The 20952-nt window shown below is 69.6% G+C and carries 16 protein-coding genes and 3 tRNA genes; 12 read left to right on the plus strand and 7 right to left on the minus strand.

The window, feature by feature from the left end:
- The first annotated feature begins 20 nt into the window (after positions 1–20).
- On the plus strand, positions 21–539 hold the full coding sequence (locus tag AB0B96_RS07615) for a DUF2087 domain-containing protein (protein ID WP_362897086.1): 519 nt from the start codon (positions 21–23) through the stop codon (positions 537–539).
- Here AB0B96_RS07615 and AB0B96_RS07620 read toward each other — a convergent pair.
- A complete protein-coding gene (locus AB0B96_RS07620; RefSeq protein WP_362897087.1) occupies positions 506–1468 on the minus strand; it encodes a YafY family protein in 963 nt (320 codons plus the stop codon). The two genes, AB0B96_RS07615 and AB0B96_RS07620, sit on opposite strands and share 34 nt — an antisense overlap.
- Positions 1469–1531: 63 nt before the next feature.
- Here AB0B96_RS07620 and AB0B96_RS07625 point away from each other — a divergent pair, with 63 nt between their 5' ends.
- On the plus strand, positions 1532–3784 hold the full coding sequence (locus AB0B96_RS07625; protein WP_362897088.1) for an excinuclease ABC subunit UvrA: 2253 nt from the start codon (positions 1532–1534) through the stop codon (positions 3782–3784).
- Between the two features lie 92 nt (positions 3785–3876).
- On the opposite strand, the gene AB0B96_RS07630 is transcribed toward AB0B96_RS07625, so the two are convergent.
- On the minus strand, positions 3877–4941 hold the full coding sequence (locus AB0B96_RS07630) for a sulfite oxidase (RefSeq protein WP_362897089.1): 1065 nt from the start codon (positions 4939–4941) through the stop codon (positions 3877–3879).
- 269 nt (positions 4942–5210) lie between these two features.
- Complete coding sequence (dusB, locus tag AB0B96_RS07635; protein WP_362897090.1) at positions 5211–6332, minus strand: tRNA dihydrouridine synthase DusB; 1122 nt, start codon at positions 6330–6332, stop codon at positions 5211–5213.
- A gap of 90 nt (positions 6333–6422) precedes the next feature.
- On the opposite strand from dusB, the gene AB0B96_RS07640 reads away from it, so the two are divergent.
- The 4 genes from AB0B96_RS07640 to AB0B96_RS07655 all read left to right on the plus strand — a co-directional run bounded on the left by AB0B96_RS07640 (position 6423) and on the right by AB0B96_RS07655 (position 7539).
- A complete protein-coding gene (locus tag AB0B96_RS07640; protein WP_362897091.1) occupies positions 6423–7085 on the plus strand; it encodes an amino acid-binding protein in 663 nt (220 codons plus the stop codon).
- A gap of 195 nt (positions 7086–7280) precedes the next feature.
- Positions 7281–7352, plus strand: a tRNA-Gly gene (locus AB0B96_RS07645).
- A gap of 25 nt (positions 7353–7377) precedes the next feature.
- A tRNA-Cys gene (locus tag AB0B96_RS07650) sits at positions 7378–7448 on the plus strand.
- Positions 7449–7464: 16 nt separating this feature from the next.
- Positions 7465–7539: transfer RNA gene (locus AB0B96_RS07655), tRNA-Val, on the plus strand.
- Positions 7540–7647: 108 nt separating this feature from the next.
- On the opposite strand, the gene AB0B96_RS07660 is transcribed toward AB0B96_RS07655, so the two are convergent.
- Together AB0B96_RS07660 and AB0B96_RS07665 are read right to left on the minus strand one after the other, a co-directional pair.
- A complete protein-coding gene (locus tag AB0B96_RS07660) occupies positions 7648–8544 on the minus strand; it encodes a methyltransferase domain-containing protein (RefSeq protein WP_362897092.1) in 897 nt (298 codons plus the stop codon).
- A gap of 216 nt (positions 8545–8760) precedes the next feature.
- The gene (locus AB0B96_RS07665) at positions 8761–9273 is read right to left on the minus strand and encodes a hypothetical protein (protein WP_362897093.1); all 513 of its coding nucleotides are present in this window, start codon (positions 9271–9273) and stop codon (positions 8761–8763) included.
- A gap of 384 nt (positions 9274–9657) precedes the next feature.
- Here AB0B96_RS07665 and AB0B96_RS07670 point away from each other — a divergent pair, with 384 nt between their 5' ends.
- The 5 genes from AB0B96_RS07670 to AB0B96_RS07690 all read left to right on the plus strand — a co-directional run bounded on the left by AB0B96_RS07670 (position 9658) and on the right by AB0B96_RS07690 (position 16358).
- Positions 9658–11331: a metallophosphoesterase family protein gene (locus AB0B96_RS07670; protein ID WP_362897094.1), complete on the plus strand. Its 1674-nt coding sequence runs from the start codon at positions 9658–9660 to the stop codon at positions 11329–11331.
- A gap of 78 nt (positions 11332–11409) precedes the next feature.
- A complete protein-coding gene (locus tag AB0B96_RS07675) occupies positions 11410–12084 on the plus strand; it encodes a hypothetical protein (protein WP_362897095.1) in 675 nt (224 codons plus the stop codon).
- Entirely contained in the window at positions 12081–12872 is a 792-nt protein-coding gene (locus AB0B96_RS07680) for a hypothetical protein (RefSeq protein WP_362897096.1), read from the plus strand. Before AB0B96_RS07675 ends, AB0B96_RS07680 begins: the two co-directional genes overlap by 4 nt.
- Positions 12873–13279: 407 nt before the next feature.
- Positions 13280–14458 carry a Cmx/CmrA family chloramphenicol efflux MFS transporter gene (locus AB0B96_RS07685; protein WP_362897097.1) on the plus strand — a complete coding sequence of 393 codons (1179 nt, stop codon included), beginning with the start codon at positions 13280–13282 and terminating at the stop codon, positions 14456–14458.
- Between the two features lie 259 nt (positions 14459–14717).
- Positions 14718–16358 (plus strand): DUF885 domain-containing protein, encoded by a 1641-nt coding sequence (locus AB0B96_RS07690; protein ID WP_350943808.1) that lies wholly within the window; start codon positions 14718–14720, stop codon positions 16356–16358.
- Positions 16359–16663: 305 nt separating this feature from the next.
- On the opposite strand, the gene AB0B96_RS07695 is transcribed toward AB0B96_RS07690, so the two are convergent.
- Together AB0B96_RS07695 and AB0B96_RS07700 are read right to left on the minus strand one after the other, a co-directional pair.
- Entirely contained in the window at positions 16664–19816 is a 3153-nt protein-coding gene (locus AB0B96_RS07695) for a BTAD domain-containing putative transcriptional regulator (RefSeq protein ID WP_362897098.1), read from the minus strand.
- 358 nt (positions 19817–20174) lie between these two features.
- Positions 20175–20324, minus strand: a complete 150-nt coding sequence (locus AB0B96_RS07700) for a hypothetical protein (protein ID WP_350943812.1) — start codon at positions 20322–20324, stop codon at positions 20175–20177.
- A 252-nt stretch (positions 20325–20576) separates the two neighbouring features.
- Between AB0B96_RS07700 and AB0B96_RS07705 the strand changes: the two genes are divergently transcribed.
- Positions 20577–20915 (plus strand): hydroxyisourate hydrolase, encoded by a 339-nt coding sequence (locus tag AB0B96_RS07705; protein WP_350943813.1) that lies wholly within the window; start codon positions 20577–20579, stop codon positions 20913–20915.
- The last annotated feature ends 37 nt before the right edge of the window (positions 20916–20952 follow it).

Below are 20952 nucleotides of genomic sequence, written 5' to 3' on the forward strand. Positions count from 1 at the left end.
GGACCGAGAAGAATGACCGGATGAGCGACGAAGCGATCAGGCAGGTGCTGGGCCTGCTGTACCAGGAAGACACGTTGAAGGTGCTGGCCGCCCTGGTGCTGGGCGGCAAGCCGGAAGAGGAGTCCGGACTCGACAGGGAGGCGGTCAGGCGCGCGCTGGACCGCCTGGAACGCGGCGGGCTGGCCGTACGGGGAGAGGACGGCGAGTGGGAGGTACGGCGCGAGCGCTTCCGTGAGCTGCTGCACGCCACGGCGAGACCCGCCACCCCGGCCTCCCCGGAGGAGAGGGTCCTGCAGTCCTTCCTCGTCGAGGGACGACTGCGGGCGATCCCCACCAAGCGCGACAAGCAACTGGTCGTGCTCGACTACGTGGTCCAGGTCTTCGAGCCGGGCGTCCGCTACCCGGAGAAGGAGGTCAACGTCGCGCTGCGCGCCTTCCACGACGACTACGCGGCCCTGCGCCGCTACCTGGTCGACGAGGGCATGCTCAGCAGGGAGAGCAACGTCTACTGGCGCAGCGGCGGCTCCGTCGAGGCCTGAAGGCGGGCGGCCAGCGTCCGGATGTGGTCGATCAGCTCCGGCGGCTCCCGTACGGTGAAGTCCAGGCCGAGCTGCCCGACGGTGAGCGCCAGCCACTCCAGCGAGTCGCCGCCGGTGCGCAGCAGGCAGCTGTGCTCGTCCAGTTCCTCCAGCACCCAGCCGGGTCCGGAGAAGCGCTCGGCGACCACGGCCGCCGGTGCGTGCACGACGACCACCGCCCGGTGGCGGCTGATGGGGGCGACGATCGACTCCTCGACATAGCCGGGGGGCGGCTCGCGCGGCGGGAAGCGCACGCCGGTGCCCAGCGGTGAGGTGAGCCGGTCCACCCGGTAGGTCCGCCAGTCCTGTCTGCCGATGTCCCACGCCACGAGATACCAGCGCCGCCCAGTGGAGGCGAGCCGGTACGGGTCGGCGATCCGGCCGCCCTGCTGCCCGTCGCGGCGGCGGTAGCCGAAGCGGATCCGCTCCCGGTCCCGGCAGGTCCTGGCCAGCAGCGCGAGGGTGTCCGCCTCCACCGTGGGCACCGCCCAGATCGGCGCGACCGGATGCGTCTGCGTCTGCAGCGTGTGCACGCGCAGGCGCAGCCGGGAGGGCAGGACCTGTTCCAGCTTGGCCAGGGCGCGGGCCGAGGTCTCCCCGATCCCGGCGACCGTGCCGCTCGCCGCCGTACGCAGGCCCACCGCGATCGCGACGGCCTCCTCGTCGTCGAGAAGCAGCGGCGGCATGGCGGTGCCCGCCTCCAGCCGGTATCCCCCCGCGGGACCGGTGGTCGCGTGCACCGGATAGCCCAGCTCGCGCAGGCGGTCGATGTCGCGTCTGAGCGTGCGCGGGCTGACCTCCAGCCGCTCGGCCAGCTCGGGGCCCGGCCACTCCCGATGCGCCTGCAGCAGCGAGAGCAGTCTCAGCACCCGTCCCGTGGTGTCCGCCATGTCGTTCACGATGCCACCGATCGCGGCCAGGATCTGACCTAAACCGTGGATAGCGTGCTTGAAATGAGCCACATCGAGATAACGGGAGCCCGGGAGAACAACCTCAAGAACGTCTCCTTGAGGATCCCCAAGAAGCAGATCACGGTCTTCACCGGCGTCTCGGGATCGGGCAAGTCCTCCATCGTCTTCGACACGATCGCCGCCGAGTCGCAGCGCCAGCTCAACGAGACCTTCACCTCCTTCGCCCGCAACCGCCTGCCCCACCACGGCCAACCGGACGCCGACGCCATCGGCAACCTCTCGGCCGCCGTCGTCGTCGGCCAGCGGCGACTGGGCGGCAACTCCCGCTCCACCGTCGGCACCGTCACCGACATCCACCCGCTGCTGAGGCTGCTCTACTCGCGCGCCGGCACGCCGTTCACCGGCTACTCCAACGCGTTCTCCTTCAACGACCCCGCCGGGATGTGCCCGGAGTGCGAAGGCGTGGGCCGGAAGATCGCCCTGGACGTGGACCTCGCCTTCGACCGGACGAAGTCGCTCAACGAGGGAGCGATCCTGCTGCCGGGTTTCCGGGCCGGCAACTGGCAGTGGAAGATCTACGCCCACTCGGGGCTGTTCGACAACGACAGGCCGCTGGCGGACTACACCGAGGCCGAGTGGGACACGCTGCTGTACGGGAGCGAGGCCGACGTCACCTTCGAGGAGCGGGGCGGTACGCCCCCGCAGAGATACGAGGGCGTGGTCGAGAGGTTCGACCGGCTCCATGTCAGGCGGGACGTCGAGGGCAGGGCGAGCCGGGACGCGATGGCGGCGTTCGCCTCGGTGCGCACCTGCCCGCTGTGCGCGGGGGCGAGGCTCAACCAGGCCGCGCTCGCCTGCAGGATCGGCGGGCGCAACATCGCCGAGCTGGCCGCGATGGAGGTCCGGCACCTGGTCGGCGTGATCGCGGAGATCGACGCCCCGGTCGCGGCGACGATGGTCCCGGCGATCCTGAAGCGGCTGCGGCACCTGGTCACCATCGGCCTGGGCTACCTCAGCCTGGACCGGCCGACGCCCACCCTCTCCGGCGGGGAGTCGCAACGGATCAAGATGGTCAAGCACCTGGGCAGCAGCCTGACCGACATGACGTACATCTTCGACGAGCCGACCATCGGACTGCACCCGCGCGACGTGACGCGCATGAACGAGTTGCTGCGCGAACTGCGGGACAAGGGCAACACCGTACTCGTCGTCGAGCACGACCGCGACGTGATCGAGGTCGCCGACCACGTGGTGGACGTCGGGCCACGCGCCGGGACGCACGGCGGTGAGATCGTCTACCAGGGCGGCGTCGAGGGCCTGCGGCGCGCCCGCACCCTCACCGGACGGCATCTGCGCCGCAATCCGCCGCTCAAGGCGTCGTTCAGGGAGCCGACCGGCGCGCTCACCGTCACCGGGGCCACCGCGCGCAACCTCAAAGACGTCACGGTGTCCTTTCCCACCGGGGTGCTCACCGTGGTCACCGGGGTCGCGGGATCGGGCAAGAGCACCCTGGTCAACGAGGTGTTCCTCGCCGAGCATCCGAAGGCGGTGGTGATCGACCAGGCCGCGGTCGGCACCTCGATCCGCTCCAACCCGGCCACCTACACCGGGCTGATGGACGAGATCCGCGGGCTCTTCGCCGCCGCGGGCGGAGTCAGCCCCGCGCTGTTCAGCTTCAACTCCAAAGGCGCCTGCCCCGAATGCCAGGGGCTCGGGGTCATCCACACCGACCTGGCGTTCATGGACGCGATCACATCCGTGTGCGAGGTGTGCCGGGGACGGCGGTTCCGGCCCGAGATCCTGAGGCACACGCTGCGCGGCAGGTCCGTCTCCGACGTGCTGGAGATGACGATCGGCGAGGCCGCGGAGTTCTTCACCGAGCCGAGACCGCTGCGCGTCCTGGAGACGCTGAACGAGGTGGGCCTGGGCTACCTCAGGCTCGGTCAGCCGCTCAGCAGCCTGTCAGGGGGCGAGTGCCAGCGGATCAAGCTGGCGGGGGAACTCCACAAGAAGGGCAGCGTCTACGTGATGGACGAGCCGACGACCGGGCTGCACATGTCGGACGTCGAGCACCTGATCAAAATCATGGACAGCCTGGTGGACGGCGGCAACACGGTCATCGTCATCGAGCACAACCTCGACGTGATCAAGAAGGCGGACTGGGTCGTCGACCTCGGCCCCGACGGCGGCGACCAGGGCGGCACCGTGATCTTCGAGGGCACGCCGTCCCGCCTCCTCGACGAGCCCGGCTCCTTCACCGCCGAACACCTCCGCCGCGACCTGGCCCGCCCTTGACACGTGCCGCCCGATCGCCCCGGGCCGATCATCGGCCGCGTTCGCCCACGGCGACGCGGCGCGTGCGGCCCGACACATCCCCGTGTGTCCCCTCAGGGAGCGCAGGTGACGCGGACGCGGGACCAGGAGGTGTTGGCGTACCCCTTGGGATTCCACACGTGCCGGGGCGATTCCGGCTGGGTGGCACCGGCACTGTCCCACGCGCGGGCGACGATCACGGTCTCGCCCTCCCCCAGTTCGGCGACGGCGTGCCAGTGCCGCCACGCCCAGGGGCCCACCTGCTCCCCGAGGTCCGCCTGCGTCCAGGTCTCGCCCCCGTCGAGGGAGACGTCGACGCGGGCGACGGTACGGCCGTCCCCCGCGTAGGCGTAGCCGGTGATCCGGGTGAGGCCCGGCCGCGTGCGGGCGCCGTCGCCGGGGCTCAGGATCGCGGTGTTGAGGACGACGGGCCCCAGGGAGATACCGTCACCGGGCCCCGCCTTCGCGGGATCGGCCCCGGAGGGCAGCAGGCGATAGGCGACGGCCTGGAAGTAGTTGTCGGAGGGCTCCTCCCGCGCGGTGACACGCTGGAGCCACTTGACGCTGCGGGCGCCGATCCAGCCCGGGACCACGACGCGGAGCGGGGCGCCGTGGGCCCTGGGCAGCGGCCGGTCGTTCATGGCCCAGGCCAGCAGGACGTCTCCGCCGATGGCCTTGGACACCGGGATGGAGGCACCGTAGGGCTGGGCGGGATCGGCGAGTTCGGAGACGTCGGGGGCGGCGAAGGCGATGTGCGCGGCCCTCGGAAGCAGCCCGGCGCGGGCGAGGACCTCGGCCAGGCCGACACCGCTCCAGCGCGCGGTCGAGGTGGCTCCTGGCCCCCACGGATCCTCACCGGGAATGTCGCGGACCTCGACCAGATCGGCACGGCGGTTGCCCGCGCACTGCAGGGTCGCCACCAGCGTGACCTCGGAGAACTCGGAACGCAGCTCCTCCAGCGACAGCGTCAGCGGGCGCTCGACCAGACCGTCCACGGTGAGACGCCAGGAGGTCGGATCCAGGTCGGGGACGGGGCCGTGGTTGCGGCTGTAGAAGGTGTCGAGCGGGGTGAGGATGTGATCGGCGAGGGCGCCCGGCGGCGCCTCGGCGTTGTACGGCTCGCTGCCGTGGACCACCATGTCATCTCTTTTGCCCCACACGTTCACACGACTCGGAGTACCCGGGAACGAGGGCGTGACACGGCTCGCGGCCCAAGCGGAATCTCCCGGTGCCGTCCGAGCGCCGCCCCGACGCCTCCGAGCACGGCCCCGTGACGACCGGAGTTCCGCCCCGGCCCCCGGTGTGACGGGCCGCGCCGACACCGAGGAGCACCGAGGGCCACCGAGGACCGCGCAGGACCGCAGAGGACCGCAGATGACTCTGTCGGAGACCCGGCTCGCCGTCGGCGTCAGCCGCCCGAGGTGTCGCTCTCGGCGTCGGCGCTGGGAACCGCGAGATCATAGGGGTCGTCCAGCCACCCGGCGGGCAGCTGGACGCGGTCGCGCGGGTTGGTCTTGCCCCGAGGGGTGTCCACGCCGTCGGGCCACGGCTGGGCGGCGTCGAGTTCGGCGAGCCCCTCGCGCAGGTCCGACAGGCTCTCCGAGGTGGCCAGGCGGCGGCGGAGGGCGGCACCGACGGTGAAGCCCTTGAGATACCAGCCGACGTGCTTGCGGAAGTCGACCACCGCGTGCCGCTCGCTCTCGAAGCAGTCGACCATCAGGGTCGCGTGCCGGTCCATCGTCGCGGCGACCTCGCCCAGCAGGGGCCTGCGCCGCCCCTCCCCGCCCTCGCACATGGTCGCCAGGTCCGCGAACAGCCACGGGCGGCCCAGGCAGCCCCGGCCCACGACGACGCCGTCACAGCCGGTCTCGTCCATCATGCGGCGCGCGTCGGCGGCGCTCCAGATGTCGCCGTTTCCGAGCACGGGGATCTCCGTCACGCTCTCCTTGAGCCGCGCGATCGCCTCCCAGTCGGCGGTGCCGCCGTAGTGCTGGATCGCGGTGCGGCCGTGCAGCGCGATCGCGGAGACGCCCTCCTCGACGGCGATCCGCCCGGCGTCCAGGTAGGTCAGATGGTCGTCGTCGATGCCCTTGCGCATCTTCACGGTCACCGGCAGCGTCCCCGCGTTGCCCACGGCCTCGCGCAGAATCGACCGGAACAGGTTCCGCTTGTACGGCAGCGCGGAGCCGCCACCCTTGCGGGTCACCTTGGGCACCGGGCAGCCGAAGTTGAGGTCGACGTGATCGGCGAGGTCCTCCTGCACGATCATGCGGACGGCCCTGCCGACGGTCACCGGGTCGATCCCGTACAGCTGGAGGCTGCGGGGGCTCTCCTCGGGCTCGAACCGGATCATCTTCAAGGTCTTGGGGTTGCGTTCCACCAGCGCCCGCGTCGTGATCATCTCGCAGACGAACAATCCGCCGCCCTGCTCCCGGCACAGGGTGCGGAAGGGCGCGTTGGTGATCCCTGCCATCGGGGCGAGGACGACCGGCGGCCACACCTCCAGTGATCCCAGCTTCAACGACTCCACCTGGCTTTTCTACCGCACCGCGACGAGCGGGACGAATCGTCGCTGGGTATTGTGTCCATGCGTGGACCAACGTGACATGGGAGGCCGCGGATGCTGCTGCGACTGCGGATCGCGCTGCCCGACCAGCCGGGCTCGCTGGGGAAGGTGACCCGTGTCCTCGGTGTCGCGGGCGCCGACATCACCCAGGTGGTCGTCCTCGAACGGGGCGAGGGCCAGGCGCTGGACGACATCACCGTCTACTGGCCCGACTCAGCCCCCAGGGAAAGCCTGGTCGAAGGGCTGGAGAGCGTTCCGGGAGTGAGGATCGAGGGCATCTGGGGCACGCGCGAGGCGCCGGGGACCTATCCGGAGCTGGAGATCCTCAAATACATCACCACCGCGGGCGACCGCGCCCTCGCCACCCTGATCGACTCCATGCCCGTGCTGTTCAGCGCCGACTGGGCGGCCGCGGCGACCGAGAAGAGCCCGCGCACGGTCGTCCACTCCAGCTGGCGCGCCCCCGAGCAGGTGCCCTTCCCCGACGACACCCCCGCCCGTCCGAGGGCCTTCACCCTCGACTCCGGCCTGCATGTGATCGCCGCCCCGCTGCCCCCGCTCGCCCTCACCTTCCTGCTGGCCCGCGCCGACGGTCCCGCCTTCCACCGCATCGAGGTGCACCGTCTCACCCGCATCCTGGAGATCTTCCTCACCCTGCCCGCCGTGGAGCGCGTGGTCACGCGCCAGCTGCGCCGCCCGGCCGAGCAGGACGGCTGAACGAGGGGGCTGAACGCCCACCTGGCCGGATGCCCGGCCTGGATCCGCACCGTGTGGGAGTCCGCGGACGGGTGCCGGCCGGCGGATTCGCGCGACGGCCACGGGGCCGGCGGCTGAACGCGCGGTTACACAACCGCCGGGAAAACCCGCTAGAGTTCTCTCGTCGCCACCGGGTACGAAACCCGGAGGAAACACGCGGAAGTGGCTCAGTGGTAGAGCATCACCTTGCCAAGGTGAGGGTCGCGGGTTCGAATCCCGTCTTCCGCTCGAAGGGTCTTCGGGCTCTCACTCCGGTGGAGTGGCCGAGAGGCGAGGCAACGGCCTGCAAAGCCGTCTACACGGGTTCAAATCCCGTCTCCACCTCTGGTCCTTCCCATGCGGACGATTAGCTCAGCGGGAGAGCGCTTCCCTGACACGGAAGAGGTCACAGGTTCAATCCCTGTATCGTCCACCATCGCCCATGACATCTATGGGCCGATCACGGCAAACGGCCGCCAAAGTCCCAGCTCGGGAGCCTTGGCGGCCTTCTGGCTTCTCGGGCCGACATCCGGTGTTCCGGCCCTCACATCGACTTCTCGGCGACGACGATGACGTAGTCCAAGCCGGCGAACTTCTGCCGCATACGCGTGTCGTCGGCCAGCTCGCGATGCAACCAGCGGCGGTAGACCCAGGTGACCTTCTGCTGAAATGCCTGGTCGTCCAGCTTCCGTTCCGCCCATTTGCACCACGGTTCGTAAACGTGGTCACGGATGGAGGTCAACTGGACATGGGCGAATCCGGCGGCCCGGAGGCGGGCGACATACTCATTGCCGTCGTACAGGTTTTCTTCGGGGACCGAAGTGGAGAAAAGCTCTCGGCGGCCGCCGTTGTCGACTTTCAACGGCACGACATCCGCCGTCGCGAGCACCCCGCCCGGTCGAAGGATGTGGTGAGCCTGGCGGAAGAATTCGTCCCTGGTCCGGAAATGCAGGGCCGACTCCAGGGCGACCACCCGGTCGAAGCTGCCGGGCTCGAACGTCATCGCGGTCGCCGACCCCTCCTGGAAGATCAGCCGATCATCCAGACCACGGGCGCGGGCCTTCTCCTGAGCGATCCGCACATGCGTCGGCGTCACGTTCAATCCGACGATCTTCGCTGGATTGTGCCGCTCCAACCACATGAAGTCCTGGTCGCCGTATCCGAACCCGGCATCGAGAATGCGATCGCCCTCCCGAAAGCCCGCGGCGTCCCCCAGCTTCTCCGCCAGCGCCTCGCACGCGTCGTCGAGCGTGTCGGGCCCATCACGCCAGTAGCCGAAATTGAGGTACGAACTGTGCTCGTTCAGCGCGGTCCAGGTGCTCGGCGGAAAGATCTCGTAGGCACGTTTGGCACGGGTCTCCGGCGACGCCATGCTGAGCCTGATGCTTCGGCTAACGGCGAGCACGTCATGCCAGAGTGAGATCCGCTGCGGGGTGGTCATGGGGGACCTCCTGGGTGTGCTCATGCTTCAGGTACGACAGGGCGACAGCCTTGATACTGGGTACACCGGCGCTAAGGATTTCCACAGATATCGAGTTGTCCCGCACATCGGTGGGCTGATTTACCGACCTTTATCCGGCAGTGCGGCTTTATCCGGCGGTGCGGCGAGGCCAGGAAGTTCGCAGTGCGCCGGGGAGCCTCACGGACGCCCCCTCGGTCACCAACTCGCCATGGGGAGCGCCGAGCCGTCCATCGGCCCCTGCGGGCTGTAGACCACGCACATGACGTCGCGGTCGCCGCCCGCCCAGGTCTTCCTGGTCGGCATGACCGGGTAGAAGTCCAGACCCGAGGCCGACGCGCCGCTCCAGTTGCCGTCGAACCCCCGCCTGCAACTCTCCCTGGCGAACACGGTCAGCGCGGCCGGATCCCATTCACCGTCGGGGGCGTGCACGAAGCCGTACGACTGGTTGGCCGCCCGCTCCTTGCAGGGCGTGTAGAGGACGACGACCTCGCCCGCCTCCGGGGAGTAGGCCGGGTCGGTGAAACACTCCCCCGCCTCGATGTGCAGAAGCCCGCCGGTCTCCGCGGTGACGAAGGTCTCGTCCTTGATCGTCGGTCCCGCCGAACCCGCCGTGGACGACGGCAGGAAGAGCACGCCGAGCACCACGAGGCCGGGGAGCAATGTCCGGCGGGCTGACCGCCGGTCACCCGCCTGCCGAGGGCCGATCATCGAACACCTCTCGTTCGGGAACGTCGATCTCGCCCGCTCCCGGGGAAACGGGGCACGACGCCGCGTACCGGACCCGTCGAAACCCGGGCGAGGCCACCTGCCGTGTGACGCGGGTCGTGAAGCGGGCGCACGCGTTCCGCCTCCAGCCGAGCCCGCTCGCCCGAGGTTAGGGGTGTTCCAGCGAACGCGAGGGCAACGGAAGGCGTCGAGCGCACGACCTTCTGACGACATCAATGGGGTTTTTGGGGCTAGAGATACATAAGAGGAGGTGTTCATCCTGATGTAACCCCCTATATGAGCTTTTGTCCTTCTTTTTTGGATCAATACCGACGTCCACCGCACTCCCTCGGTGGAATGCGATCCCTCCCTGGAGAAGAGCTCATGATGGGCGAAGCCAAACTGCCCCGATCCGCCGGATCCCGGCGTACCAGGCTGACGGCGGTGAGCGCGGGCGTGCTGATCGCCGGCGGCCTCGCGTTCAGCCCGGTGGCGTTCGGCGCGGCCGCGCCGCCGAAGTACCCCGCCGCCGATATCCACAAGCCCTCCCCCATGCCCGACCGGGTCATCCTCACCCCGACCACCACGCCGGCGGCCAGCCAGAAGGTCACCTGGCGGGCCGTGACCGACGCCGAGTCGGCTCAGGCCCAGATCCTCGAGGCCCCGCGCGCGCTCGGCGACGTCGCGCCGTCCGCGGGCGCGGTCGCCACCGTCAAGGCGCTCAGCACCACCCCGGTCAACACCACGCTGGGGTACGCCTCCGTCTACCACACCGTCGAGTTCACCGGCCTGAAGCCGAACACCCGCTACAGCTACCGGGTCGGCGACGGCACCAACTGGAACGAGTGGAGCGACTTCACCACCGCGGCGGCCGACCTGCAGCCGTTCTCGTTCATCTACTACGGCGACGCGCAGAACTACATCGACTCCGCGGTGCCGCGCGTCTTCCGCCAGGCGTTCGCCGACCGCCCGCAGGCGAAGGTGATCGTCAACGCCGGCGACCTCATCGACAACGCGAACAACGAGGAGCAGTGGGGCCAGTGGTACAAGGCCGCCGGCTTCATCGACAGCCAGGTCAACAACATCTCGATCCCCGGAAACCACGAGTACAGCGGCGGCCTGTCCACCTTCTGGCGTCCGCAGTTCCCCTATCCGGACAACGGACCGGGTAACCCGGAGCTGAAGCAGACCGCCTACACCGTCGACTACCAGGGCGTGCGCTTCATCGGCCTGGACACCAACGTGCAGAGCAACGCCACCCTGATGGCCGCGCAGACCACCTGGCTGGAGGGGCTGCTCAAGGACAACCCGAACAAGTGGACCGTGGTGACCTTCCACCACCCCGTCTACTCCACCACCGGCACCCGCAACAACCCCGCCGTACGCGGCCAGTGGGGCCCGCTGTTCGAGAAGTACGGCGTGGACCTGGTCCTCCAGGGCCACGACCACTCCTACGGCCGAGGCAACGTGGCGACCGCCCGCAAGTCCGTCACCGTCAACAACGGTGTCGCCTACGTCGTGTCCGTCTCCGGCGGCAAGATGTACGCGCTCAACAACGGCGAGAACTGGACCGGCAACGGCGCCGAGGTCGTCAGCAAGAGCCAGAACACCCAGCTCTACCAGCTGATCGACATCGAGGCCGACAAGATCACGTTCGAGGCCCGTTACGCCAACGGCGAGCACCACGACGGCTTCGTCGTCCGGAAGAACGCCAAGGGCGAGCGCACCGTCAACGAGGTCCGCACCGCGGAGAACACCGTCGGTGAGCAGGTCGTCGTCGACAAGACCGCCGTCGAGCACCGCGGCAAGCTCACGATCTCCGCGTACGGCTACGACCCCGCCGAGCAGGTGTCCGTCGTCATGAGGAAGGCGGGCGACGACGAGCGCGGAAAGGGGAAGGACACCGTCCCCGTCGGCACGCGGGAGGCCGATGAGCTGGGCCGTCTCACCTACACCTTCAAGGTGCCGAGCAGCCTGAAGAAGGACGAGTCCTACGTGATCCACCTGGACAGCGCGAACCAGAAGATCACCAGCCCAGCCGTCACGGTCACCAAGAAGTAGCCCCTCCCGGGGACGGGGCCGCCGCCACGGCGGCCCCGTCCCCCGGACGTACCGGAGCCCCGTCGGACAGGAAACGCATTGAAAATCCACGCCCGTACGCTGGCGGGCGCGCTGCTCGTCGGCGCCCTGGTCGGCTGGGCCGCCCCAGCCTCCGCCCATCCCTTCGGACCGCCGTCCACCGCACGGATCGGGGCCGACGGCTCACAGGTGACCATCTCGTGGCTCCCCGCCGAGGATGACTGGGTCGCGCTCGGCCAGTCGCTCGGCGCGTTCGAGGACCCCTCCACAGGCACGGTCTCGACGGAGCTGACCGGTGAGCAGAAACTGGAGCGCTCAACGGCCCTCCGCGACTACCTGCTGGAGAAGATCACCGTCGCCCAGGCAGGCCGGCCGTGCCGGAGCCGGCTGGAGGAACTGCGGGCGCTGCTCGTCGACGGCGCCCGGTTCGTCTTCGACTGCCGGAGTCCGGTGACCGAGGTGGAGGTGACCGTCGCCGCCCTCACCGATCTCAACACGGCGTACCGGACGGTGCTCATCGCGGACACACCCGCCACCCCCGAACGGATCCTCTTCACCGAGGCGGCCGGCACCCAGCGCCTGAGCTTCTCCGGCACGGCGGTGGCCGGCACGTCCTGGCAGACGACGGGTGTCGCCGTCGGCGCCGCGGTGCTGCTGGCCGGATCGGGCGCGTTCACCATGCTGCGGACCCGGCGCAGGACGGGCACGACGAGTACGACAGGTAGGCGACCATGACGGAGCTCAGCGGCTTCGAGAGCCGGTTCATCTCGCTCTTCGACAACAGGGGCGTCTTCTGGGCGGTCCTCGCCGTCGCCCTCGTCGCCGGAGCGATGCACGCGGTCGCCCCCGGGCACGGCAAGAGCGTCACCGCGGCCTACCTGGTCGGCACCCGGGGCACCTACCGTGACGCGCTGCGCCTGGGAGTCATCGTCGCCCTGATGCACACCTTCTCGGTGCTGGTGCTGGCGTTCGCCTGGGTGGGGCTGAGCAGCGCCGCGAGTTTCGGCACGAAGAGCGTCACCGCCTGGATGCAGGTGCTGGCCGGCGTGATCACGATCTGCGTCGGCATCCACCTGACCTACCGCCACCTGCGAGGGCGTCGGCTTCGGGCGCAGGCCCAGTACGGCCACGGGCACGGGCATGGGCACGGCCACGGGCACGGCCACGGGCATCAGTTCGAGGACGGGCCGGATCCCTGGTCGCGGCGTGGCCTCGTCGCCCTCGCCCTCTCCGGTGGGCTGCTGCCCTCGCCGTCGGCGTTCGTCGTCCTGATGAGCGGGCTGCTCACCGGCCGGGCCTTCGACGCCGTCACCCTCGTCGCCGCCTTCGGCGTGGGGATGGCCCTCACCCTGACCGGCGTGGGCATCGTGACGATCCGCGGCCTCACCCTGCTGACCCACGGAACCCACCGGTGGTCACTCGCCTCCACGGCGATGGCCTGGGCTCCGGCCGCCGCCGGCCTCGCGGTCTCCTCCGCCGGAGGCCTCTACCTCGTCGCGGCCCTCGGCACCATCACCGGCTGACAGCCCGGCCGCCCATCAGGGTGCCCTCGGAACCGGACCGCGGCGAAAAAGATCGTTCTTGATGAGCTCGCGGCAAACGGCTGGACATGACGCGTTCGGCGTTGCTAACTTGCGCCTATGTCCAGCCCCGAGGCATCCAGACGCTAGCCACCGGTCATCCGGTGGCCGGCCACCGTCGTCGCGTCGAGGCTTCGCGGCCAATGAGGCCGCGCTCACTGCCGTCCGCGACCACTGCCACCGGATCGCCATAGCGCAGGCTGTGCTCGACCTGGACCGAACGTCACCTCCGTGACGGCGGCAGGGTCTCCCGCGCGATGGCCGCGCCCCGATCGGACGGTTCCTCTCTCCGACGCCGGCGCGGCCCATCGCCTCCTTATCGATCCACAGTGTGGTCGCGGAGTTTTGTCATGCCATTCGTTGTTCACCTGCTCGGACTGGCGGTCTTCGCCCAGGCCACGTCCGAGTTCATGCTGTCCGGCCTCGTGCCGGGCATCGCACGGGACCTGCACGTGTCCATCCCCGCCGCGGGATTTCTGACCTCGGCGTTCGCGGTGGGGATGGTCGTCGGCGCGCCGCTGATGGCGATCCTGAGCCTGCGCCGGTCGCGACGTCGCTCGCTCCTCACCTTCCTCGTCACCTTCCTGCTCGTCCATGTCCTGGGCGCGGTCACCACCAGTTACGGGGTGCTGCTGCTCTCCCGGGTCGTCGGGGCGCTGGCGTGCGCCGGGTTCCTCGCGGTGGCCCTGGCGACCGCGATGAGCCTGGTCGCGCCGAACGCCAAAGGACGCGCCACCTCCATCCTGCTCGGTGGGGTCACCGTCGCCTGTGTCGTGGGTGTTCCCGGCGGCGCGTTGCTGGGTCAGCTGTGGGGGTGGCGCTCGGCGTTCTGGGCGGTGGCCATCCTGTCGGTGCCGGCCATCGTCGCGATCCTGCGGTCGGTACCGGCCGACGGCCCCGAATCCGACCACACGAGCGCGCGCGACGAACTGCGCTCGCTGCGCGATCGGCGGCTTGTGGTGATCCTGCTGCTGGGATGCCTCGTGAACGGCGCGACGTTCTGCTCGTTCACCTACCTCGCGCCGCTGGTCACCACCGTCACCGGAATCGAATCCGCATGGGTGCCCGCCATGCTGGCCCTCTTCGGGCTGGGGTCGTTTCTCGGTGTCACCGTCGGTGGCCGGATGGCCGACGTACGACCCGTCGCGCTCCTGGTGAGCGGTGGGGTGGCCCTGCTCGTCGGCTGGACGGTGTTCGCGGTGGCCGCCGGGAGTCCGGTGGCGACGACGGTGCTCGTCTTCGTCCAGGGAACCCTCTCGTTCGCCGTCGGGTCGACGTTGATCTCGCAGGCACTCTACGCGGCGGCCGGGGCACCGGCCCTGGCCGGTGGGTTCGCCACGGCGGCGCTCAACGTGGGCGCCGCGCTCGGTCCCTGGTTCGGCGGGATCTCGATCGGCGCGGGACTCGGTTATCGCTCGCCGCTGTGGGTCAGTGCGCTGCTGGTGGCCCTGGCACTCGCCACCGCCGGTGTCGCCTGGGGGATTCGGCGCGGGGCGGCCGGCTCCCACGAGGAAGTCGTCGCGCCGTAGCCGACCGGGATCGAGGCGGCGCCGGGTCGATCCGATCGTCCGGCGGTACCGGCGGAGGAGCATGAGGGAGCCGCCTCCGTTGCCCGGTCGCCTCCTGCTTGTCCGGCATCGTTGTCCGGTGCCGGACAAGCGGGGCGCGGAGTTCGAAAACGAATCGGGCAATGGAGTACCAGCCGGCCGGAGGGCAGGTTTCCCCAGGTCCTGGGGTCGGATAGCGAAGGAATAGGGGGCCGATGCCAGGCTTTTCTACGTTTCGGACATGAGCACTCCGATCTTCGCGCTTTGCGATGAGTACGTCACCCGCTGGGCGGCACTGGACCCGATCGCGACAGGTGCCGAGGGCATCGTGTCCGACTTCGTAGCCGCCACCGACCACAGCCCCGCCGGTAGCGCCGCCCGGGCCGAGATGATCCGTTCGACCCTGAAGCGCCTCGACGAGCTGGTCCCGACCGGTGAGCCGGACGTCAGGGCGGCCACCCACCTGCGGGAGCGGCTGGAGGCCGAGCTCGCCTGGCACGACACGGGCGAGCCGCTGCGCTGGGTGGCGGCGCCGTACGGGCTGCCCTACCGGGTGCGCTCCAGCGTCGTCCTTCTCCCCCACGGCAACGACGACGAATGGCGTGATGTCGCCGCCCGCCTCGCGGCGATCCCGGGGATGCTCGCCGGATGGCGGGAGAGCCTGGAGACCGGTCTGGCGATGGGGCTGCGGGGTGCCCGCAGGCAGGCGCTGGCCATGGCGGACCAGGCCGACCAGTTCTCCGGCGCCGGCGGGACTCCCCCGGCCCACGACGCCTTCGTCGCCACCTACGGTGAGGGCCCGGTCAAGGAGGAGCTGCTCAGCGCTGCGGCGGCGGCCCACGCCGCGTACGCCGACGCCGGGCGCTACCTGCGCGAGGAGTACGCCCCGAGGGCGGACGAGGCCGACGGGGTGGGCCCCGAGCGCTACGCGGTCGTCGCCAGGATCAGCCTGGGCGCCGACATCGACCTGCGCGAGGCCTACGAGTGGGGCTGGGCCGAGCTGGAGCGCATCGGAGCCGAGACGGCCGCCGAGGTCGAGCGGATCAAGCCCGGGGCGACCATCGAGGAGGCGACCGCGATCCTCAACGAGACCCAGGCCGTCGACTCGCTCGAGGAGTACCAGGCGTGGCTGCAGGAGCGCCACGACCGGGCGATCGAGCAGTTGAACGGCACGCACTTCGACATCCCCGAGCCGCTGCGGCGCATCGTGGCCGAGGTCGACGTGAGCTCCACCTCCGGTGCGGCCTCCTACAACGCGCCCAGCGAGGACCTGTCGCGGCCGGGTCGCACCCTGTGGCCGGTCGGGGGCCGGACCCGCTTCGCCACCTGGAGCGAGCTGACCACGATCTTCCACGAGGGCGTGCCCGGCCACCATCTGCAGTTCGGCGCGATGCGCATGGCCGGCGACACCCTGTCCAGGTTCTCCAAGGTCTCCTGGGTGGACGGCCACGGCGAGGGATGGGGCCTGTACGCCGAGCGGCTGGCCGACGAGCTCGGCTGGTTCACCGACCCCGGCACCCGGCTGGGCATGCTCAACTGGTCGGCGCTGCGTGCCGCCCGGGTCGTCATCGACCTGGGCGTCCACCTCGACCTTCCGCTGCCCGACGGTTCGTCGTGGACCTTCGAGAAGGCCTGCGAGGTGCTGCGTGAGCAGGGCCGCTGCGAGCCGCATCGGGTCGAGGCGGAGGTGGTGCGCTACTTCGGCTGGCCTTCCCAGGCCATCTCCTACAAGCTGGGCGAACGAGCGTGGGTGCAGGCCCGCGAGGAGGCCAAGCTGCGCCTGGGCGACGCCTTCGACCTGCGTGCCTGGCACACCGCCGCGCTGGAGCTGGGGCCTGTCGGCCTGTCCAGTCTCGCGGAGGCTCTGCGCCGCATCTGCTGAGCACCGGCGATCCGGCGCCGATGGTCTCGTGACCGGCCGGCACGACCGGTCACGACCGCCCGGAGAGGTCCCTTCCGGACCTCTCCGGCGGTTCGTCGCTCACGTCTTCGGAGTGCGACGGACCGCTCCCGCTCCGGACCGTTCGGCTCAGGGCACCGACATCCCTTCGCTTTCGACCCGGTCGAGTTCAGGACATTTCGCCCCGGTCGGGTTCAGGACAACGGTGCCCTCGCCCCGGGGCGCTCAGGAACTCGGAGCCCTCGGCCGTACGGTGCCCAGGATCTCGGGATTCGACCGTACGGGGCTCAGGACGCCGGGACCTTCCGTGCCCGGCCGGGCAGGCGTGCATGACCGGGCGAAGGAAGGTTCTCCAGCTGGGCGCGCACCCTGGCGGCGATCGCGGGGGGCATCGTGTCCGCCAGTTCGAGCGCCTCCTCGGAGACGCTCCGCGCCGCCTCCTCCTCGTCGACGGCGAGGTACGCCGCGGTGAGCATGACCAGGACGCGCACCTGGTGGAGCGGCGCGTCGATCTTGTGGAACAGGCCGAGGGCCTGGTGGAAGCGGCCGATCGCCTGTTCGGTCTGGTCGTCGGCGAGCGCCAGCTCACCGAGCCCGAGCACGACCCTCGCCTCGGCGAGTCTCTCCCCCGCGGTGCCCGCCACCTCCAGGGCGTTCTGGAGAGTGGTCTCGGCCTCCTGGAGGTCCCCCTGGCGCAGCTTCGTGATGCCCAGGCCGTGCAGGGCGTAGGCCTCGCCGGTCGGGTCGCCGATGTTGCGCACGGTCGTGAGCGCCTGCTCGAAGACCTCCGCCGCCGACGCGAACTCCTCCAGCCTGAGGTAGGTCTCGCCCAGCCGGTGCAGGACCTGTGCCTCCACCCTGCGGCTGCCACCGATCCTGCTGAGTTCCAGCGCCTCGCCCAGCAGACGTCTGGCCTCTTCGAGTTCGTCGCAGTCGAGCCTGATCTGGGCCATGCTGTGCAGCACGTAGGCGGAGGCGACCTGGTCGCCGGTGCCGCGGAAGATGCCCAGCGCGCGATCGTAGCGTTCCACCGCGTCGTCGAGCTGGCCGCTCATCCGGTCCAGGAAGGCGATGTTGCGGATGACGAGGGCAACCCCCAGGTCGTCCCCGGCCTCCTCGAACAGCTTGGCCGCGGACTCGAAGTCGCGCCGCGCGTCCCCGAAGCGCTGCTCGGCGATGTAGAGCGACCCTATTGAGTAGAGCATCGCCGCCTGCCCCCGGCGGTCCCCGGCCTGCCGGGTGGCCGCCAGCGCTATCTGGTGGGTCTCCCGCCAGTCGTCGAAGTAGATTCTCGACTCGAACAGGGTGACCGCGCTGATCGCGAGGTCCCAGCACAGCTCGACGAACCCGGCCTGCGCCGCCTGCCGGATGCCCGAGACCAGCGTCAGCCGCTCGCGCTCGTACCAGGGCAGCGGGGCCATGACCAGCTTCTCGACCAGCCGTCCCGGCAGCGGCCAGCGTGGTGCGTCGCTGTGGACCTGCACGTAGTCTCCGCCGTACTCTCGGCGGTGCGCCTCACCGGTCAGGAAGAGCAGGCCGCCGAGCACTCTCTGCAGCGCGGCGTTGCGGTCGGCGATCGCCTCCTCGCCGGCGAGACGCTCGCGGGCGAACACGTGGATCAGGTCGTGGAAGCGGTACTGGCTCTGCACGCCGTACCCGGCGTCGGTCGTCTCGACCAGCTGGGCGTCGGCCAGGTCGTCGAGCAGGTCCTGCGCGTCGGAGGGATGGCAGTCGAGCAGCGCGGCGGCGACCCAACCGGAGAAGTGCCGGGACTCCAGGATGGCGAGGCGCCTGAACAGGCGGCGTGCGTCCTCGCTCACGCTCTCGTACGTCAGCGAGATGCTCGCCCTGATGCCCAGGTCGCCGTGTTTGAGCTCGTCGAGCCTGCGGGTCTCGTCCTCCAGTCGTCCCACGAGCTGGTCGATCGTCCAGTGCGGCCGGGCGGCGAGCCGCGCGCCCGCGATGCGCAGCGCCAGCGGCAGGTGGCCGCAGAGGTCCGCCAGCTCGGCCGCCGACTCCCGCTCCGCCTGCACCCGCTCGATGCCCGCGATTCTGGAGAGCATGTCCACCGACTGCCTGGAGTCGAAGAGCCCGACGTCGAGGTGGGCCGCGCCCGGCAGGCCCGCGAGCCGGCTGCGGCTGGTGATGATCACCGCGGCCTCGGGGTTGCCGGGCAGCAGGGGCAGCACCTGGCTCTCGCTTCTGGCGTCGTCCAGGACGATCAACATCTTGCGCCCGGCGAGCAGCGCGCGGTACATCTCCGCCCGTTCGTCCACCCCGTCCGGGATCGCGTTGCCCGGCACGCCCAGCGCGCGGAGGAAGCGTTCGAGCACCTGCCCGGAACCGATCGGATGGGACTCCCCTCCGTGCAGGTCGGCGAAGAGCTGGCCGTCCTCGTAGCGTCCGGCGACGCTGTGCGAGACGTGCACCGCGATCGTGGACTTGCCGATGCCCGGTTTGCCGACGACGGCGATGACGGGGACGGCGAGCCGCTGGCGGTCCTCCGCGGCGAACGTGAGCTGGCGGCGGATGGCCTCGACCAGCTTGATCCGGCCGGTGAAGTCGGCGATGTCGGTGGGAAGCAGACGGGGAACCGTCCGGCGGGCGGCCGGCACCTCCTGCGTCTCCGGGTGGCGCTGGGAGGATTGCTGTTGTTGCTGTTGTTGCTGCTGCTGTTGCTGCCGCCCCGGCGCGTCGATGCTCTCGTCGGAGGTGAGGATGGAGTACTCGAGCTGCTGGAGGCTCTCGTTGGGTTCGATGCCCAGCTCGTCGATCATCGTCTGGCGGGCACGACGATAGACCGTGAGCGCCTCGGCCTGGCGGCCCGAGCGATAGAGCGCGAGCATCAGCAGGCCGCGCAGCCGCTCCCTGAGCGGGTGTTCCTCGACGAGCTCGCTGAGTTCGCCCACCAGCTCGTGGTGCCTGCCCAGTTCCAGTTCGATCTCGACGCAGTCCTCGTTCACCGTGATCCGGCGCTCGCTCAGCCTGCCGACCGCGGCCTGCACGAGCCGGCTCTCCTGGCCGTCGAGGGCGGGCCCTCGCCAGAGGGCGAGCGCGGCCCGATAGTGCCTGACGGCGTCCTCCAGCCGGCGGTCGTCGCGAGCCTGGCGGGCCTGGTTCAGCAGGCCCTCGAAGTTCTGGGAGTCGAGTTCTCCCTCGGCGACTCGCAGCGTGTATCCCTGGGAGTGGGTCGCGATGACGTCGGCTCCGCCATTGGCGGCGAAAAGCCGCCGCAGCGAGGAGATACAGATCTGCACCTGCGCGCGGGAAGTGCTGGGAAGATCCTCACCGTAGATCGCGTCCGTCAGCCGTCCAATGGTGACCATTCGGTTGGCCTCCAGCAGGAGGCAGGAGAGGACGACCTGTTGCCGAGGCGCGCCCAGATCCAGGCGGCGCGCGTCGGCGAGGACCTCCAGGGGGCCGAGGATTCGATACTCCACCGAATCTCCTTGCAGAATCGCGGCCTGACCAGGAATTCTCCGCACGGTTGGTGTAAGGGAGACATCAGGGATCTAACCGCTGCCTTAAAGCAGGCAACAATAGACTCAACCCCCACCTCTCCGCGATCTTCGGACATATAACCCGGCGATCACGGCGAGCAATTTTATATGCATGAAACGTGTTCTGTCCGGGATCATACAACGTCCCTGATGGGAGAACCAGTGGGGTTTGTGAAGGTCTGGCCCAACTTGCGACTAACGTGCGGGTTTGTGACATGAACAAGCGGCCGGGCCCTGGAAGGCTCCGACCGCTCCGGTGAACTCCCACCGCCGGCGACCCGCCGGGTGGGGGTGCGCTTCATCCCCAGGGGGTGTTGCTGGCGAGCACGGTGGTCTTCGCGGCCCCGTCGGCGACCGAGGGGACGACGGCGGCGAGACCGAGGCATCCGAGAACCGCGATGGCGGAGACGATGATCCGGAGGGTGTTGATGCTCGCGAATTCCCGCATTTTCTGTACCTCTTCTTCGTGTCTCGCAGGCCGTTCACTGCTGTCCGCCTGTCTGCTTCAAAACGTAAACAGCCCCCCTATCCACGCCTTATCCGATCTCTTCTGATCCGATATCCGGCGCAAAGATAGGCTCGGGTAGCCGATGGATAGCGGGCCGAAAGCGGACGGATAGCCCTCCCGTGGAGCCTGATAGGGCCGAGGTCGCGCGATACGGGTCACGCGGCCCCGAACCAGAAGATGGGTATCCTCACCATGAGCATCGCCACGCAGGCACTTGACGGCGTCTACGGCCGATCCGCGGCCGGTGTCCGAGCTCGCCTGGAGCGCGCCTCGGGTAACGGCTGGGAGCCGGTATCCGAGGGCGAGACCGACATCGACGGAAATGTTAAAGAATGGGTGGACGAATTCATGGAGCGCGGGCTCTATCGTCTCATCCTCGCCACCGACCACTATTTCGCCGGGCTCGGCATGACCACCTCCTACCCGGAGATCACGGTCATGTTCAGAATGCACGACGATCGCATGCCTTATCAGGTCCAGGTCGTGCTGGCTCCACACTCGTACTCGACGTGCTTCGGCGTCCGCGGGTGAGTCCGCGAGCGGCGGAGTCCGTCCTCCCAAGGGAAGC

Source organism: Streptosporangium sp. NPDC049046, from assembly GCF_040649155.1.
GTDB lineage: Bacteria > Actinomycetota > Actinomycetes > Streptosporangiales > Streptosporangiaceae > Streptosporangium.